The organism is Enterococcus sp. 12C11_DIV0727 (genome assembly GCF_002148425.2).
Classification (GTDB): domain Bacteria; phylum Bacillota; class Bacilli; order Lactobacillales; family Enterococcaceae; genus Enterococcus_L; species Enterococcus_L lemimoniae.
This window is the reverse complement of record NZ_CP147248.1, coordinates 2,920,461-2,935,644: the sequence shown is the minus strand read 5'-3', so window position 1 is coordinate 2,935,644 and position 15,184 is coordinate 2,920,461. Positions and strand designations below refer to the sequence as shown.

The window sequence follows — 15,184 nt, the reverse complement described above, 5'->3', positions numbered from 1 at the left end:
GAGACCAAGAAAAAAGAATTTGGGGTGAGAAAGTTGATCGAATTTCAACATGTTTCAAAAATTTACAAAGGCGGGAAAATCGCTGTAGATGACATCAATCTGTCTTTTGATAAAGGTGAATTTATCTGCTTTATCGGAACCAGTGGTAGCGGAAAAACAACTTCAATGCGGATGATCAATCGGATGACGGATCCTTCAAAAGGGAAAATCTTGATCAATGGTGAAGATATCCAAACGATTAATCCTGTTGAGTTGCGTAGAAAAATCGGGTATGTTATTCAAAATATCGGGTTGATGCCACATATGACAATTAGAGAAAACATCGTACTTGTACCGAAGTTATTAAAAGTAGACCTTGAAGAACGCAATAAAATCGCAGAAAAAATGATCGATTTAGTGGAACTACCTAGAGAAATGCTTGATCGTTATCCAAACGAATTATCTGGTGGACAACAACAACGAATCGGCGTTGTTCGGGCTCTTGCAGCCAATCAAGATATTATCTTGATGGATGAACCTTTTGGTGCACTAGATCCAATCACTAGAGACTCTTTACAAGACTTAGTCAAAGATTTACAAGAACGATTAGGAAAAACAATTGTATTTGTTACTCACGATATGGATGAGGCCCTTAAATTAGCCAATCGAATTGCCATTATGAGTGAAGGTAAAGTGATTCAATTTGATACGCCGGATAATATTTTACGTCATCCAGTCAATGAATTTGTCGAAGAATTAATTGGTGAAGATCGTTTGATCCAAGCAAAACCTGATATTACTACGGTTGGTGAAGTGATGCTTAATAACGCTATCACGATCACACCAGAAAAATCATTATCTGAAGCAATCAAACTAATGAGAGAAAAACGGGTTGATACCTTACTAGTCGTTGACGGATCTGGTGTTTTAAAAGGCTTTATCGATGTTGAAACCCTTGACCGTCGTAGAAATACGGCTACCAGTGTTAGTGATATCATGAATCCAAAAGTCTTCTTTGTAAAAAAATCTTCTTTATTGCGTGATACGTTGCAACGAATTTTAAAACGTGGCTTAAAATATGTTCCTGTTGTAGACGACCAACAAAAAGTCGTTGGTATTTTAACCAGAGCTTCTCTAGTAGATATCGTTTACGATGTTATCTGGGGTGAAGAAGAAACAGAAGAAACTGCTCCAACTCAAAATGAATCAGAACCAACTGATGTCAAACAGCCTCAAGCGGAGGTGTAAAAAAATGAATCAGTTTTTATTAGAAAGAGGAAATGAACTTGTCACTAAAATTGGTGAACATATTTTTATTTCTGGTATAGCACTGCTACTAGGGATTTTATTTGCTGTACCGATTGGAATCCTGTTGACCAGAACCAAAAGAACCGCTGCAATCGTTATTGGGTTGACCAGTGCCTTACAAACCGTTCCATCACTGGCTTTACTTGCTTTGATGATCCCAATTTTTGGTGTTGGAAAAATTCCAGCAATCATTGCATTGTTTATTTACTCCTTATTACCTATTTTACGAAATACGTATATCGGTATCCGCGAAGTCAGCTCAGATTATAAAGATGCTGCTAAAGGGATGGGGATGACTAATGTCCAATCGATTTTTATGGTCGAGTTACCAATCGCTATGCCAACGATCATGGCTGGGATTCGCCTTGCTGCAGTCTATGTGATTGCATGGGCAACACTTGCTTCTTACATTGGTGCTGGTGGTCTTGGCGATTTCATTTTCAGTGGGTTAAACAACTACCAACCTGATTTGATTTTCGCTGGAACGATTCCTGTGACTATTTTGGCTTTAGCTGCCGACTTATTATTAGGACTGTTGGAGAAAAAATTGACGCCTAAAGCATTAAGGGAGGCGGAATAATAATGAAACAAAAACTTAAATTATTACTGTTAACTTGTTGCAGTGCGTTGCTATTAGCAGGCTGTTCTTTACCTGGACTCGCATCTAACTCTAATGATTCAACCATTTCCATTACCGGAGGAATCACATCAGAAGCACAGATTTTAGCCAGCTTAGTTGCCGGCATGATCGAACATTATACGGATGAAAAAACGACGATCATCAACAACTTAGCAACAACTACGATCAATCATCAGGCTATGATGAATGGCGATGCACAAATTTCAGCTGCCCGTTATACTGGAACTGATTTAACAACGACGCTTAACTTAGAACCGATCAAAGATCCGAAAAAGGCCTTTGATGTTGTTCAATCTGAATTTCAAAAAAGATTTCAGCAAAAATGGTTTAATTCCTATGGATTTGCTAATACCTACGCTTTTATGGTCACAAAAGAAACCGCTAAAAAGTATAATTTGAAAACCATCAGTGACCTCAAAAAAGTTGGTGATCAATTGACTGCTGGTGTTGATACGTCTTGGATCGACCGTAAAGGAGATGGCTACAAAGGCTTCACCGAAACATACGGCTTCGATTTTAAACGTGTTTTCCCAATGCAGATCGGTTTAGTCTATGATGCTGTTGCTGCTAACAAGATGGATGTTGTCTTAGGTTATTCAACAGATGGTCGGATCGGCAGCTATGATCTGGTGATTTTAGAAGATGATCTACACTTCTTCCCACCTTATGATGCCTGTGCAGTTGCAACAGACGAAATCTTAAAAAAACATCCTGAACTAAAGGATGTCTTAGCTAAATTATCTGGAAAAATTTCAACAGAAACAATGCAAAAGTTAAATTATCAAGCCGACAATGATTTGATGGAACCTGCAACAGTGGCTGATAATTTCTTAAAAGAACACCATTTCTTCGAATCTGAAGGAGGTGGAAAATAATGCAGAATTTACAAGATATGAATCTGCTCCAGCAGTTTATCTATTACTTTGAACAAAACGGCAGCTATGTATTGAGTCAATTTGTTCGGCATTTTCTAATCTCTATTTACGGTGTATTATTTGCCGCTATCGTGGGTATTCCAATCGGGATTTTCATTGCCCGTAGAAGAAAAATGGCCGGCTGGGTCGTTAGTATTGCCAACTTGATCCAAACAGTTCCTTCTCTAGCAATGCTCTCCATTTTAATGCTAGGTCTAGGACTTGGTGTCAATACGGTTATTGTCACCGTCTTTCTCTATTCACTGTTACCGATCATCAAAAATACGTATACTGGGATGATCCAGGTCGATCGAAATATTTTAGATGTCGGTAAAGGCATGGGGATGACTAAGTGGCAACGCCTTTACATGGTAGAATTACCCCTTTCCGTCTCCGTGATCATGGCAGGAATTAGAAATGCTTTAGTTGTAGCGATCGGAATCACCGCAATTGGTGCTTTTGTCGGGGCTGGTGGACTGGGTGATATCATCATCCGCGGAACCAATGCCACAGATGGTACCGCCATTATTCTTGTTGGGGCTTTACCAACTGCTTTGATGGCGATCATTACTGACTGGGTGTTGGGTATGATCGAACGCCGATTAGATCCAGCGAGTAAACATTCATAGAACTAAAATTTTGTACTCTTCATATCCTAGAAAGGAACAGTTTTACTATCGGTAAGTTGAGTAGTAAAAAACGACTTCAACGACTTTTCTGCATCCAAATTGCAAAATAGTTGTTGGAGTCGTCTTTTTAGTCATTACTAAAATAATCTAGCAAATTTGAGTGTTTTGAATGCTACACTATTATTTAACTGCTTATAATTAGTGGCATTACAAAAATAATCAAATTACAAAAGAAGTGAGTAAAAATACTATACCAAATATTGTTTTTAATGATATAAATAGTGCTTAAAATGAGCCCTAATACTAAAAATGGGATTAAAAGTATCAAACTATAACTTGCTGCCGCTGCATGACTAAATGCAAATAATAGACTAGATATCAGCATCATACCTAGTTTTACATAGCTATGATTGGAACTAAGAAAACAATATCGATAGACTATTTCTTCTATAAAAGGGGCAAACAAAATACTTTCTAAAAAGAAAGATATTGTCCAAGAATATGCTGCAAAATTTAATGTTGTATCTAATAAAGTAGCCATAATCACGTACGTCAACAACAATAAAGTTAGTGCTATCAATACGGTACTCATAGTTTTTTTGAGCTCTATTTTTTTAAAGCTCTCAATCAATTCATTTTTAAAAAATAAAATTGATAATAATACAAAGAATATCTTTTGGATAATCATAAAATTTGGATCAAAACTATTCCAGCTAGTTCCCATAGCTGGAATAATTTTTGTAGCTAAAAAATAAATCAAAAGATATATAAACTTAAGCATTAGTCACTTCACTCATTTCGTAGATTAGATTATGCAGGGACATAATCTGTATATGATGTGTTAGCTGTTACAGTCTTAGTATCAACATACTTATTATCTACTTTTCTATATCTTTTATAAGTGACAGTGATTTTCGCTTCTTGTTTATATTTTTTAAATTTACCACTTTCAGAATAAGCATGACCTAATTTTATTGTAACTGGCCCTGCGACAGTAGATATTTCAATAGTCGTTTTTCTTGATACTGTATAATTTCCTAAGAAAGTCCTCTTACCTTTTTTTATAGTATAACTTTGCGTTTTTGCCCATGTCCGTGATTGAATACCTGAAGTGTCTTCAATTACATAGTAAAATTCATCGTTTTCATTAACTACTCCACTTATTGGTTCGATATTATTATTTAATTCATTCGCTTCAGAAAATGTCCCAAACGTTAGACTACTAAACAACATACTTACTACCATTTTTTTCATAAATGGTAAAGTGCCTCTCTATTTTGATACTATCATTTTAATTGCTCTTTTTCCTCTTTCAACCATCTTTTATGGTTTGAAAGAACTTTAGATGAATGTTTCTCCGTATAAAACTCTTGTGGTGTTAGTTGGTTTTCAACACCTTGGTACTGATAAGGCATATCTATTGGAGACTTTAAATCCAGCCAGAACTCACTAATTTCTAACAAAGCATTAACATAATCTTTATCTGAAATTTTATTTAATAGATCGTTAACTAAAATCCATCTCCATCTATAATAGGAATTCAAATCTTTTTCACTAGAATTTTCAATCAAATCTAGAAACTTATATATTTCATTCTCATCATATGGTGAAAATAAACTTCCAAGCTCCCATAAATAATCGTTTTCTTCATTTTCATTTTTAGATAGATGATCTAACGTGTATTTCATTACAAATTCATCATCAAGCATTCCTTGTAAGTAAAAATGATTATCTGCATGACCAAATCTACCTATCTTAAGTTCATTCCAAGAAAAAGGAATATTATTTTTTTTAAATTCATCTATATAGTTCATTATTTTATAGGCACTCCACTCAATTCTGGATTTCTAACAAACATTCTATGTGTAACTTTTCCGGCTTGAATTATCCATTCAAAACGCCCCTTAAGACCATTCTGGCTTCCTTGAATTTGATATAATGTAGCATTCCCTAAATCTGTGATTTCCGCTAATCCAGCGTAATTATCAATAATGTCAGAAAAGCCATGCACTTTGGGAACATTGGGAAATTCATCTATAATGATTTGAGTTTGTTTTGTAGATGGATTTCCTGTTAATGGGTCAATATCATAAATGGAACCTTTAGCTTTAACTGGTTTAATATCATCCACCTTCAAAACCACTTCCAGACCTAGGAGCTTCTAAAACAGAATTAGTGACTTCGTCCACTACTTCCTTATTAGTCCCACTAACTTTATCATAAATCTGCGCATTTCTCACCGCAGCCCCTGTCAATCCAAGCGCCCACAGTGCATCCCAAACACCCGACTCTTGCACATTTCCCATAAAATCTTGTCCATGTGACAATCCAATCAGTCCTGATATCTTTCCTTTGTCACCACCAAAGTAATCTCGTCCGCTTTTCTGGAAATCGTTGACCCGTTTGGTCATTTCTGCTGGACTTAATTCTAACACATTTAGCCCATATTTTTTGATCAAACTTTTCAGATCTGCGGATAAATCATCCTCATTCACCTGATAACGACAGCCGTTTTTCTCAATCATATATCTATCTGTTCCATACCGCTCATCAAAAACACGAATGATCTGACAGCCATCTAGTATTTTTTTATCCCGTCTTTCAACACGATCATTCCAGTTCTTATTTACATCCGTCATCCAAGATGTATCTTTCACTGAAAAACCTTTGCCATTCCAACAATTTTTGATACACGAAAAAAAAGGTATCAGCAATTGTTTATTCACTAATACCTTTTTAATTAATTTGTTGTACTTTTTTATTAGTTATTGCACCTTGATCTTGATTAGTGAATTAAGGCTTACTATCTGGTGTTAATAAGATGGTAAAGTGCCTCTCTATTTATTTTGTTGTAAAAATGCCTCCAAAATTCGTTTCACTGGTAAACTAGCATTTTTCAATAAATTTTCTGCTTTTTCGATTATTGCCTTGTCTGAAATAATCAAATTTCTGTATGGTTCTCCATCAAATGAACGTAATGAATCTAAAGCATATTCAACTACCTCATCATTTTCATGTAGCAATTCTAATAATACATTGAAGCCATTAATACCTGTTTCCTCATCAATACAATAGGCTAACCTAATTTTATACTTCTCTTCCTTATTCTTTAAATTATGAGTTAAATCTTTCCAATCATTTTCTGTAAATTCACTTAATAATTCTCGTACATACAAAAATTCATCATCAAAAAAGTAATTGTCCGAACTATTCTCAGATAAAACTTCATCTACTTTTTCATACATTATTTTCTCCTCCTCTATTTAGTAAATCCTCCTGGAATCGGTGCATTTACTTTCCCTGTTGGATATCCACTTACAATATTATCTCCTAGCTTAATTACATCTATCTCTACGCCATCAGCAATTGCTCTATGCCATGTTGCTCCGTCTCGTCCTCTAACACTTATTGTAGGTGAGTTACCAACATTCTTAATACTATCTAAAATTTTAGTATCACTCCATCCATCTGGAAAAACTGTACTATTTTTTATTTTAGAAAGATTTCCATCTGGAAATTGGGTAACAATTTTGATGTCTTTTGTACCATCAGGATTAATTTTGATAGTTTCAGTTGCAAAGTTTGGATGATTATTGTTAATACTTGAAGAATGCCCACCAATTATTTCATTCTTAGTAGGATTTTTCCTTTGTCCCCAAAGGATTTTTTCTTCCATTTCTGGAGTAATAACTGATTTAGCCCCACTAACTTTCTTATCATAAATCTGCGCATTTCTCAACGCAGCCCCTGTCAATCCAAGTGCCCACATTGCATCCCATATTCCTGATTCTTGTGCTTTCCCCATAAAATCTTCCCCATGAGCTAATGCACCAAATCCTGGCATACCTACCTTATCTCCACTAAAGTAATCTCGTCCACTTTTCTGGAAATCGTTGACCCGTTTGGTAATTTCTGTAGGACTCAATTCTAACACATCTAAACCATATTTTTTAATCAATTTCTTTAAATCTGCCGACAAATCCTCTTCATTCAATGCGTAACGATACCCATCTTTTTCAAACATATAAACATCTGTTCCAAATCGCTCATCAAACACACGAATGATCTGACAGCCATCTAGTATTTTTTTATCCCGTCTTTCAACACGATCATTCCAGTTCTTATTTACATCCGTCATCCAAGATGTGTCTTTCACTGAAAAACCTTTGCCATTCCAACTCCCTACACCAATATTCCCAGAACCATCTACACCCAAAGCCTGCATGCCCTTTGTCAACAGGCTTTCAGACCCTTCCAATCCGTCAAAATAGCTTGTGGAATTATCGGAAAACGCTAGAAACTTGCGGAGTTTTTCTTCTATTTTTGCCTTCTTCGCTTGATTTCGAGTGATTCCAGCATCCATACTGTTGATCGCAGCTTGGAAAATCATGCCCATAAGTTTTGAGTTATCCTCTGATAAATTCCGCTTGGCTTGAGCAAAGCTATCTTTTGAGGATTGAAATCCTTGAATCAGCTGATTCGCTTCGTTAATTTGCTCTTGTAATTCTTCTGAATCTAGATCTTCACCACCACACTGGGAAGTATAGTCACTTAGATATTGATCGTTGGCTTCTACTGTGGCTTCACTATGCAGAATTGCCGCTTTACACAGTGCTGGATAAACACTGGAAATATAGCTTTTTATCGCATCCATTCCTTCGCCGCTCATACCGACTGTTAGTAGAATTCCCTGTGTGGCACTTGAAACAGAATCCAAGGCTTGACTGTAAGTTTTTCCAAAGGCTTTGATCTGTTCTGTTTGAGTTTGAACTTCACCAATCACCATTTTGACCATGGACATCGTCCTCCTCTCTGAGCACTTGTAAGTCTGCTTCATACAAGCTTTCCGATTGATCTTCTAGTTGACGTTTTTTCTTGGCTAACATTTCTTGTCCATCAGTCATTTCCTCAAAAAATCGATGTTCTTCGATGCGGGCATCTTCAATGATTTCTTCAAAAAATGCTCCTTCTTCTTGTCGGTAAAAATAAGCAATCACTCGTTCATTATGGAGGCGTTCACTTGCATATAACTGTCCGCATTCTTCCATTTTCCGTTCTAATAACGTAGAGATTTGGCTATTTTCTTCTTGTTTTTCTTCATTTTCAATTCGTTTTTTTCTAATTTCTACCTCTTTCATGCTTCTCTCCTTAATTCATTTAAAAATGGTAACAACATTCCGCATAGCTAGATACTCTTAAAATGGTTTCTTAAACAGTTGTTGAACTTGTGTATCTGCCCGTTTAAAAGACGCAACTGCGCTTTGAATATTTGTAGTATCACGGTTTAACAGTTGTTGGATAGTAGTAGCTGAACCTTTTAATTTTTCAAAGCCACTACTTGCACTACTGTTACCAGGAACTGTTGTCCCAGATGAAAAAGTCACCGTTTGGAAAATCGTTAATTTGTCATTAGCTTGACCAATTTTAGTCGCTTGATTCTGGATTTCTGCTGCATTGATGTCAATCATAGAATATAAACTCCTTTTGTTTTTTTAATCCTACTATCAAGTATATCTTATTAAAAAAATCAAATAAATACCATTTTTATAAATAAACAAAACTAAAAGATCCTTTTCTATACTTAATTGCTCTAAAAATAAATAAAAAAAGAAGAATATTCTTTTCATTTTCATATTAATACGCTTCATTTTCGCTAAGATTCAGAATGATAACAATCAAAACTAAAAATTTTTTTCTTATATATAAAGGAACGATTTCCAGTGTTATTTAATATGATTCAAGCAGAAAATCAGGTTGCACGTTCGTATTCTTTTCGTATATACTTATGGAGTAGAATAGAATGATGGAAAGAATTCATCGCTATGGTTTACAACAAAAAAAACAGCCCATCACGATGAGCTGTTCAAATCAGAATATAAAAATAAATTGGCACTTCATTAGCTGGCGACAACCAGATAATGAAGCCTTGTAAAGACAGCGTAAACTATCTATACAAGTTGCCAATTGCTAGCAGAAAGTCCTAGCAGTCTTTAAGGAAACAGCTTTTGCTCCAACCCTTTATCCTGATTTGCTATTTGCTAGATCTTACTATTTCTTCAAATGATAACTATACGTCGCAACCACAATATTTTCCCGCCAAGATAAACGCAACCGTAAGCGCAAACTCGTTTGGTTATGCAGAATATTTTGCCAGCGCCGATTAGGTACAAACTGTGGAATCAAAACGGTTGTCGTGTAATTCCGTTTGGCTGAATTCCGACTTACTAAGTCCACATAACGAAGAATTGGATTGGTGATCGAACGATAAGATGAATGGACGACAGAAAAACGAATATCTGGAAAATGTTGCTTAAAAGCGGCTTCGATTTCTTTTTCCTTTTCAACGTTTTCATCTAAGGAGACATGCATCGCTACTACATAATCACCGATCGAACGAGCATAATTGACAGCTCCCACATTGGCTTGGGTGGCATTTCCGACTAAGACAATCACTGTATTGCCATAAAATTCCTGCTGTTTAACTGTTTCTTCTAAGCGTAGTTGTTCAGCTACATTTTGGTAATGAGTATGAATATTGTAAAAAACAAAAATCAACACAGGCATAATAATAAAGAATGGCCAGATATCGCCTAAACGATACATGAACAAAATAACGATGATAGCATAAGAAATGAAAGCTCCAACAATATTCGCAATTGATTTTGATAACCATTTCTTCGTTTCTTTCCGCCATTTCAGCACCATCCCAGTCTGAGATAAGGCAAAGGGTATGAATACCCCGATTGAATAAAGGGGAATCAAGCGTTCTGTTGACCCTTGGAAGATCAATAACAATACGACAGAACCTGCCGCCAAGGTCAAAATCCCATTTGAATAGCCTAAACGATCACCACGATCCATGTACATATGCGGCATGAATTTATCCTTGGCTAAATTATAGGCTAATACTGGAAAGGCTGAAAAACCGGTATTAGCGGCTACTGCTAAAATCAGCGCTGTCGTAAATTGCAATACATAATAAAGGATATTTTGACCAAAAACAGCTTTTCCAATCTGTGCTAACACGGTCACTTCCGTTTGAGGAACGATTCCATACCAGTAGTTGATAAAGGTGATCCCCACAAAGAAAAATCCTAAGATAGCTGCCATCAAGGTGAGTGTTCCTGCAGCATTTTTTGCTCTAGGCTTTTTGAAAAAAGGGACCGCATTACTGATGGCTTCCACTCCAGTCAATGAAGAAGAACCAGAAGAAAATGCTCTTAAAATCAAGGCAATCGTAATCCCTGGTACAACAGTTCCCGGAATAGCAGTAGCATGTAAAGGGACTGCCCCTGTCATGATTTTGAACAAACCAGTCCCAATCAATAATGTGATCACAGCAATAAAACTATACACAGGAAACATCAAGAAACTAGCGGATTCTCTCAAACCGCGCAAATTCATCAGCATGATCAACAACACGATCACGATCGAGATTGCCACTTGGTGACCATACAATGCTGGCACCGCTGAAATGATCGCCTCAGCACCTGCTGAAACGGATACAGCCACGGTCAGCATATAGTCGACCAGCAATGAACCACCAGCCACTAAACCGGCATTCTTTCCTAAATTTTCGCTACTGACAACATAAGCGCCACCACCATGAGGATAGGCGTGAATGATTTGCCGATAAGATAACGTTAACGAAATAAGTAAAATAATAACAAAAGCAGCGATGGGTAACGAATACCAAATAGCAGCAGCAGATAATGTAACCAGTACGACAACGATTTGTTCTGTCCCATAGGCAATTGATGATAATGCATCTGATGACAATAAGGCCAGTGCAGCAAAACGACTCAACTTATGCTCATCGTTTTCAGTTGATTTTAACGGTTTTCCGATAAATAATCGTTTTAAGTAGTCCATTTGATCAACCTCTCCTTCTTTGATTTTTTCTATTTTATTTTCAGAAAAAAATTATGCTTTTTCCGCAAACAATCACATATGCTACGCCCATAAATGACGATTGTCAATTATTTATCTGCTAAACTACTGAAATATTTATCCCTTCTTCTTTCGCTATTTAACAAATTCTTAGAACATTCTAGGTGGATATACATTTTAAATGCAACACCAAAAAATTATAAAGAAAATTCCTATTATAATGGTATTGATTTGGCAAACCCATTGGGAGAAATTTTTTCTATGACTTCATACACCCATCTTACTACACGTATACGAGAAATAATATTTATATATCATGGTTCCAGTTTTCCTTGATAAAGTTCATTATCAATCTAGAAAATAACTAAGCTTAAAATCACCTTTAGTTGTTATGACAAGTTTTAAGGAATGAAGTATAATAAGCATTATTTAACTAAAATAGAGGGTAAGCAATTATGGAAAAATCAAAAACTGTAAGGAGCTCTGATGATAAAAAAAGAAGAAATGCCTTTATGTGATGTCGCAACTACAGTCGAATTAGTAGGAAGTAAGTGGAAGTTATTAATACTCAGGGATCTTATTTCAGGCCCTAAAAGAACATCCGAACTCAAACGTTCTTTGTCAGGTATCTCTCAAAAGGTTTTGACTGAAAGCTTAAATTCCATGATAGAGGATGGACTTGTAAATAGGCTGGACTTTAAAAAGGTGCCACCTCATGTTGAATACAGGTTAACTCCTCTTGGAAAGTCATTTCTTCCAGTTATTGAAGCTATGAGGCAATGGGGAAAGTACTACAAGTCGCAGATCTAACTCATAGGTACCTTTTTGTTCCTACTTCACAGATTGAGTTTGATAACATAGTATTATGTGTATAACATAATTAGTGAGGAGAAGAGAATAATGAATATAGAACTATTTGAATTTACTTCCGTTCATACGACGTCTAAACTAGTAGAATTGGAAAATGAATCTGCTCTACAAGTAATAAAAAGTGAGAAAATAATGGAATTCGATGAAAATACCTATTCAAAAGTAGAAAATCGGTCATTTCATAATGGAGTAATTGAAGTAAAAGTTCTGAGTAAACTGTTACCAGATGCACCTGATTTTGCGAGAGGCTTCATTGGAATTGCCTTTCGAATCAGTGAGGACGATTCTTCTTTTGAATCTTTTTATGTTAGACCAACGAATGGACGAGTAAACAATCCGGTTAGAAAAAATAGAGGCGTACAATATTTTTCCTATCCCAAATATACGTTTGACTATTTTAGAAATCGAGGGATTACAGATTTTGAAGGCCCAGCAGATATCGGTCTTGATGAGTGGATTACAATCAAAGCTGTTATAAAAGATCAAAAAGCAGTTTTCTATGTAAATAATGAAGATGTTCCTACACTTATTGTGGATAATTTGATATTGGGTGCTAAAACAAGAGGTTCCATTGGGCTTTTTGTAGATATTGGTACGCAAGGCTTTTTCAAAGATTTAGAGATTACTTCATACGACTAACTAATACAATGACTATGAAAATTTTTTAAAGTGGCTGAGGCCAAAGTGACAATCACTTTGGCCTCAGCCACTAAATACAAGTAAACAAATTCAAGGCGATTATACTAATTTGGACTGCCTTATTTGCTATTCTACTGTTTGCCATGACCGATGTTGATCAAAATAGTCTGCTTCTTTTTTCGCCTGTTCAACAATGCTTTGGGGATAATTCAGCACATGCAACAGTTGAATGGCATTTCTTGTTGTAGAAGGACCTTGTCGCAATTGATAATCAAAAGTCACACCTTGTTCTTTAGTAACCTGTTCTTCAAAATGAACATTATCACACGATCCTTTTAAAATTTCTGTCAGTTCAATATCATGAGTCGCAACAAACGCTAAGGACGGATACGCACCTAACCAATGCACCATACTAGATGAGGCGGCAATGCGCTCGATCGTATTCGTGCCTTTTAATATTTCATCGATAAAACACAAACAGGGAACAGTTGTTTCAGCCAAGTCCAGCACGCGTTTGACCGATTTTATTTCTGCTATAAAATAGCTGTCCCCTTCAAAAATATCGTCTTCAACTGCCATTGACGTTAAAATATGGCCAAATGGTAATTGGAAGTGCGTTGCTAAAGCTGTGTGAATCGTTGCAGAAAGAATACAGCTGATTGCGACACTCTTGACATACGTTGACTTACCTGAAGCATTAGAACCTGTTACAAGTGTATTTTTGGTCCAATTCACCTCATTTGGCACTGGTGTTGTTAGTAATGGATGATAGACTTCTTCACCCAGCACTTGAACTTCCTCTGAAAAAACTGGCTGACTGGTATCAGGCATGACCATTCGGAAATTTAACACGGCGGCAGCTACTTCTAGCTCTCCCAACAAACGCCACATTTCTTTTGCCTGCAACTCATAATTCTTCAATTTTTCCAAAACAAAATTGTAGGAAATGAATGGTAACATAAAAATCATCGCAAAATAATCAAACATCAGCTCCGCATCACTATTTGACTTCATTCGAAAAGAAATACCAAACTTAGTCATCGCAGCGAGTGGTCGTAAATTTTTCGCCAGCTCTTCTTGAAAAGGTGTTTTTATTTTCGCTATTTTTTTAGCACAGGCAACCGTTTGAACCAAATAGCCCATACAAGTCAGCTCACGTTGGAGTTTTGCCTTTTTTACTTGATAATAGATGACGTTGAATAAAATCGAGCCTAATAGTAATAAAATGGATAACGACGTTGGAAATACCAACACTACTATCAGTAATAGAATAGGCAAAAATCCGCAGAATAGATACAAGTTTGTTTTAGGCAATTCTTGGCTTCTGGTTTCACTTAAATAGCTTTCTACATTATTTTTGTCTTGCTTCCCTAAACAAGCAAAATGAAATTGCAGCTCTTCTCTAATCGTCGGTTTTTGTTGATAATAATCGATCAACCGCTCTAAACGATCATGGCTTTCTTTAGAAAAATTAAAATTTCGTAAACGTTGATACAGCGCCTCTGATCCTACACTAGAATAGGTTCCATTAATTCGCTCAAATAAAGCAAAGCCGTCTAAGTCATACCAAGTAATATCATCGATTTCACTATCATAATCTCGGTACTTTTTTGCCTGACTCCATGCTTCTTTCAAGCTTTCTTCTTTATCAAAGAAACGCGAACTTGGAAACGTTCCCCATTGACTTTTAACCATTGCTCTCAGTTTTAGGCGATTATAGATTTCCATTACAGTGATGATTAAAACAATCAGTCCCACAAAACCAAGGACAATCAATTGAGCTTCCATTCAAAATCCCCCTTTTTTAATCAGTATATGGTTTTGTGAATTTAGATACAAGAAAAAAAGAAACAACTGAGGTAAATCCTTTGTGGATATCGCTCAGTCACTTCTTTTTATTTTACGATTGATAATACTCTTGGTTCATACTTTCATACTCACCCAAATCCCACTCTAAGGGGACATGTTCTTCTACCATCGCTTTTTTTGAATACTCTAACTCTATCTGTTTAGAGTATTGAGGGCTTGCATTCAACATATGGGTAATGGTTTCATCCTGCATTTTTATAATATGTTTCAAACGGACTTTTTCTAATTTTAAATCCGTGATTTCCTCTTGCTGCAAATCCTTTTTCCCTAATAAATTTCTTAAAAATTGCTTATCCCTGACAATCACCAATGTCAACACAACGATCACCACAACGAAAAAATATAGAACAACCAATAACTCACTATTCATCTTTTTAATTCCTCCTAACAATCCATCCCTATGGTACCACGTTAAAGAAGAATATTTTTTCATTTTTTTAGATAAA

19 protein-coding genes are annotated in these 15,184 nt (G+C 36.0%); 7 read left to right on the top strand and 12 right to left on the bottom strand.

Going from position 1 to position 15,184, the window contains the following annotated elements; genetic code table 11:
* Nucleotides 1-33: 33 nt before the first annotated feature.
* From A5866_RS13955 to A5866_RS13940, 4 genes are read left to right on the top strand one after another with little or no spacing between them, the layout of a single operon-like run.
* Nucleotides 34-1,227, top strand: coding sequence for a betaine/proline/choline family ABC transporter ATP-binding protein (locus tag A5866_RS13955; RefSeq protein ID WP_176271349.1), 1,194 nt, complete (start codon nt 34-36; stop codon nt 1,225-1,227).
* A gap of 4 nt (nt 1,228-1,231) precedes the next feature.
* Entirely contained in the window at nt 1,232-1,867 is a 636-nt protein-coding gene (locus A5866_RS13950) for an ABC transporter permease (RefSeq protein ID WP_086445081.1), read from the top strand.
* 2 nt (nt 1,868-1,869) lie between these two features.
* Nucleotides 1,870-2,802, top strand: a complete 933-nt coding sequence (locus tag A5866_RS13945; RefSeq protein ID WP_086445082.1) for an osmoprotectant ABC transporter substrate-binding protein — start codon at nt 1,870-1,872, stop codon at nt 2,800-2,802.
* Entirely contained in the window at nt 2,802-3,470 is a 669-nt protein-coding gene (locus A5866_RS13940) for an ABC transporter permease (protein ID WP_010762606.1), read from the top strand. The genes A5866_RS13945 and A5866_RS13940 overlap by 1 nt, the downstream gene beginning before the upstream one ends.
* Nucleotides 3,471-3,654: 184 nt before the next feature.
* Here the strand turns inward: A5866_RS13940 and A5866_RS13935 are convergent, their stop codons facing one another.
* The 9 genes from A5866_RS13935 to A5866_RS13895 form a co-directional block, all read right to left on the bottom strand.
* On the bottom strand, nt 3,655-4,251 hold the full coding sequence (locus A5866_RS13935) for a CPBP family intramembrane glutamic endopeptidase (protein ID WP_086445083.1): 597 nt from the start codon (nt 4,249-4,251) through the stop codon (nt 3,655-3,657).
* Nucleotides 4,252-4,280: 29 nt separating this feature from the next.
* The gene (locus tag A5866_RS13930) at nt 4,281-4,724 is read right to left on the bottom strand and encodes an LMxysn_1693 family intestinal colonization protein (protein ID WP_086445084.1); all 444 of its coding nucleotides are present in this window, start codon (nt 4,722-4,724) and stop codon (nt 4,281-4,283) included.
* Between the two features lie 32 nt (nt 4,725-4,756).
* Complete coding sequence (locus A5866_RS13925; protein ID WP_086445085.1) at nt 4,757-5,284, bottom strand: DUF2247 family protein; 528 nt, start codon at nt 5,282-5,284, stop codon at nt 4,757-4,759.
* Complete coding sequence (locus tag A5866_RS13920; protein WP_086445086.1) at nt 5,284-5,601, bottom strand: hypothetical protein; 318 nt, start codon at nt 5,599-5,601, stop codon at nt 5,284-5,286. Before A5866_RS13920 ends, A5866_RS13925 begins: the two co-directional genes overlap by 1 nt.
* Nucleotides 5,594-6,127, bottom strand: coding sequence for a hypothetical protein (locus A5866_RS13915; protein WP_140335141.1), 534 nt, complete (start codon nt 6,125-6,127; stop codon nt 5,594-5,596). The genes A5866_RS13920 and A5866_RS13915 overlap by 8 nt, the downstream gene beginning before the upstream one ends.
* Before the next feature lie 180 nt (nt 6,128-6,307).
* On the bottom strand, nt 6,308-6,715 hold the full coding sequence (locus A5866_RS13910) for a hypothetical protein (RefSeq protein WP_086445088.1): 408 nt from the start codon (nt 6,713-6,715) through the stop codon (nt 6,308-6,310).
* 14 nt (nt 6,716-6,729) lie between these two features.
* Nucleotides 6,730-8,271 carry an EndoU domain-containing protein gene (locus A5866_RS13905; protein ID WP_339099686.1) on the bottom strand — a complete coding sequence of 514 codons (1,542 nt, stop codon included), beginning with the start codon at nt 8,269-8,271 and terminating at the stop codon, nt 6,730-6,732.
* On the bottom strand, nt 8,243-8,608 hold the full coding sequence (locus tag A5866_RS13900; RefSeq protein WP_086445090.1) for a hypothetical protein: 366 nt from the start codon (nt 8,606-8,608) through the stop codon (nt 8,243-8,245). The genes A5866_RS13905 and A5866_RS13900 overlap by 29 nt, the downstream gene beginning before the upstream one ends.
* A gap of 57 nt (nt 8,609-8,665) precedes the next feature.
* Nucleotides 8,666-8,938 (bottom strand): TIGR04197 family type VII secretion effector, encoded by a 273-nt coding sequence (locus tag A5866_RS13895; RefSeq protein ID WP_086445091.1) that lies wholly within the window; start codon nt 8,936-8,938, stop codon nt 8,666-8,668.
* A 332-nt stretch (nt 8,939-9,270) separates the two neighbouring features.
* Between A5866_RS13895 and A5866_RS13890 the strand changes: the two genes are divergently transcribed.
* On the top strand, nt 9,271-9,402 hold the full coding sequence (locus A5866_RS13890; protein WP_254907603.1) for a hypothetical protein: 132 nt from the start codon (nt 9,271-9,273) through the stop codon (nt 9,400-9,402).
* Between the two features lie 116 nt (nt 9,403-9,518).
* On the opposite strand, the gene A5866_RS13885 is transcribed toward A5866_RS13890, so the two are convergent.
* Nucleotides 9,519-11,342, bottom strand: coding sequence for an APC family permease (locus tag A5866_RS13885; protein WP_086445092.1), 1,824 nt, complete (start codon nt 11,340-11,342; stop codon nt 9,519-9,521).
* 504 nt (nt 11,343-11,846) lie between these two features.
* Between A5866_RS13885 and A5866_RS13880 the strand changes: the two genes are divergently transcribed.
* Together A5866_RS13880 and A5866_RS13875 are read left to right on the top strand one after the other, a co-directional pair.
* The gene (locus A5866_RS13880) at nt 11,847-12,170 is read left to right on the top strand and encodes a winged helix-turn-helix transcriptional regulator (RefSeq protein ID WP_086445093.1); all 324 of its coding nucleotides are present in this window, start codon (nt 11,847-11,849) and stop codon (nt 12,168-12,170) included.
* 90 nt (nt 12,171-12,260) lie between these two features.
* Nucleotides 12,261-12,869, top strand: a complete 609-nt coding sequence (locus tag A5866_RS13875) for a hypothetical protein (RefSeq protein WP_086445094.1) — start codon at nt 12,261-12,263, stop codon at nt 12,867-12,869.
* A gap of 126 nt (nt 12,870-12,995) precedes the next feature.
* On the opposite strand, the gene A5866_RS13870 is transcribed toward A5866_RS13875, so the two are convergent.
* Entirely contained in the window at nt 12,996-14,657 is a 1,662-nt protein-coding gene (locus A5866_RS13870; protein ID WP_086445095.1) for a MutS-related protein, read from the bottom strand.
* Nucleotides 14,658-14,769: 112 nt separating this feature from the next.
* Entirely contained in the window at nt 14,770-15,108 is a 339-nt protein-coding gene (locus A5866_RS13865) for a hypothetical protein (protein ID WP_176271351.1), read from the bottom strand.
* Nucleotides 15,109-15,184 lie beyond the last annotated feature (76 nt).

Coding starts and splice junctions, on each gene's coding strand:
- A5866_RS13945 (WP_086445082.1), top strand. CDS start 1,870: ATGAAACAAAAACTTAAATTATTACTGTTAACTTGTTGCAGTGCGTTG.
- A5866_RS13910 (WP_086445088.1), bottom strand. CDS start 6,715: ATGTATGAAAAAGTAGATGAAGTTTTATCTGAGAATAGTTCGGACAAT.
- A5866_RS13930 (WP_086445084.1), bottom strand. CDS start 4,724: ATGAAAAAAATGGTAGTAAGTATGTTGTTTAGTAGTCTAACGTTTGGG.
- A5866_RS13940 (WP_010762606.1), top strand. CDS start 2,802: ATGCAGAATTTACAAGATATGAATCTGCTCCAGCAGTTTATCTATTAC.
- A5866_RS13865 (WP_176271351.1), bottom strand. CDS start 15,108: ATGAATAGTGAGTTATTGGTTGTTCTATATTTTTTCGTTGTGGTGATC.
- A5866_RS13900 (WP_086445090.1), bottom strand. CDS start 8,608: ATGAAAGAGGTAGAAATTAGAAAAAAACGAATTGAAAATGAAGAAAAA.
- A5866_RS13885 (WP_086445092.1), bottom strand. CDS start 11,342: ATGGACTACTTAAAACGATTATTTATCGGAAAACCGTTAAAATCAACT.
- A5866_RS13895 (WP_086445091.1), bottom strand. CDS start 8,938: ATGATTGACATCAATGCAGCAGAAATCCAGAATCAAGCGACTAAAATT.
- A5866_RS13925 (WP_086445085.1), bottom strand. CDS start 5,284: ATGAACTATATAGATGAATTTAAAAAAAATAATATTCCTTTTTCTTGG.
- A5866_RS13935 (WP_086445083.1), bottom strand. CDS start 4,251: ATGCTTAAGTTTATATATCTTTTGATTTATTTTTTAGCTACAAAAATT.
- A5866_RS13950 (WP_086445081.1), top strand. CDS start 1,232: ATGAATCAGTTTTTATTAGAAAGAGGAAATGAACTTGTCACTAAAATT.
- A5866_RS13905 (WP_339099686.1), bottom strand. CDS start 8,271: ATGTCCATGGTCAAAATGGTGATTGGTGAAGTTCAAACTCAAACAGAA.
- A5866_RS13875 (WP_086445094.1), top strand. CDS start 12,261: ATGAATATAGAACTATTTGAATTTACTTCCGTTCATACGACGTCTAAA.
- A5866_RS13890 (WP_254907603.1), top strand. CDS start 9,271: ATGATGGAAAGAATTCATCGCTATGGTTTACAACAAAAAAAACAGCCC.
- A5866_RS13880 (WP_086445093.1), top strand. CDS start 11,847: ATGATAAAAAAAGAAGAAATGCCTTTATGTGATGTCGCAACTACAGTC.
- A5866_RS13870 (WP_086445095.1), bottom strand. CDS start 14,657: ATGGAAGCTCAATTGATTGTCCTTGGTTTTGTGGGACTGATTGTTTTA.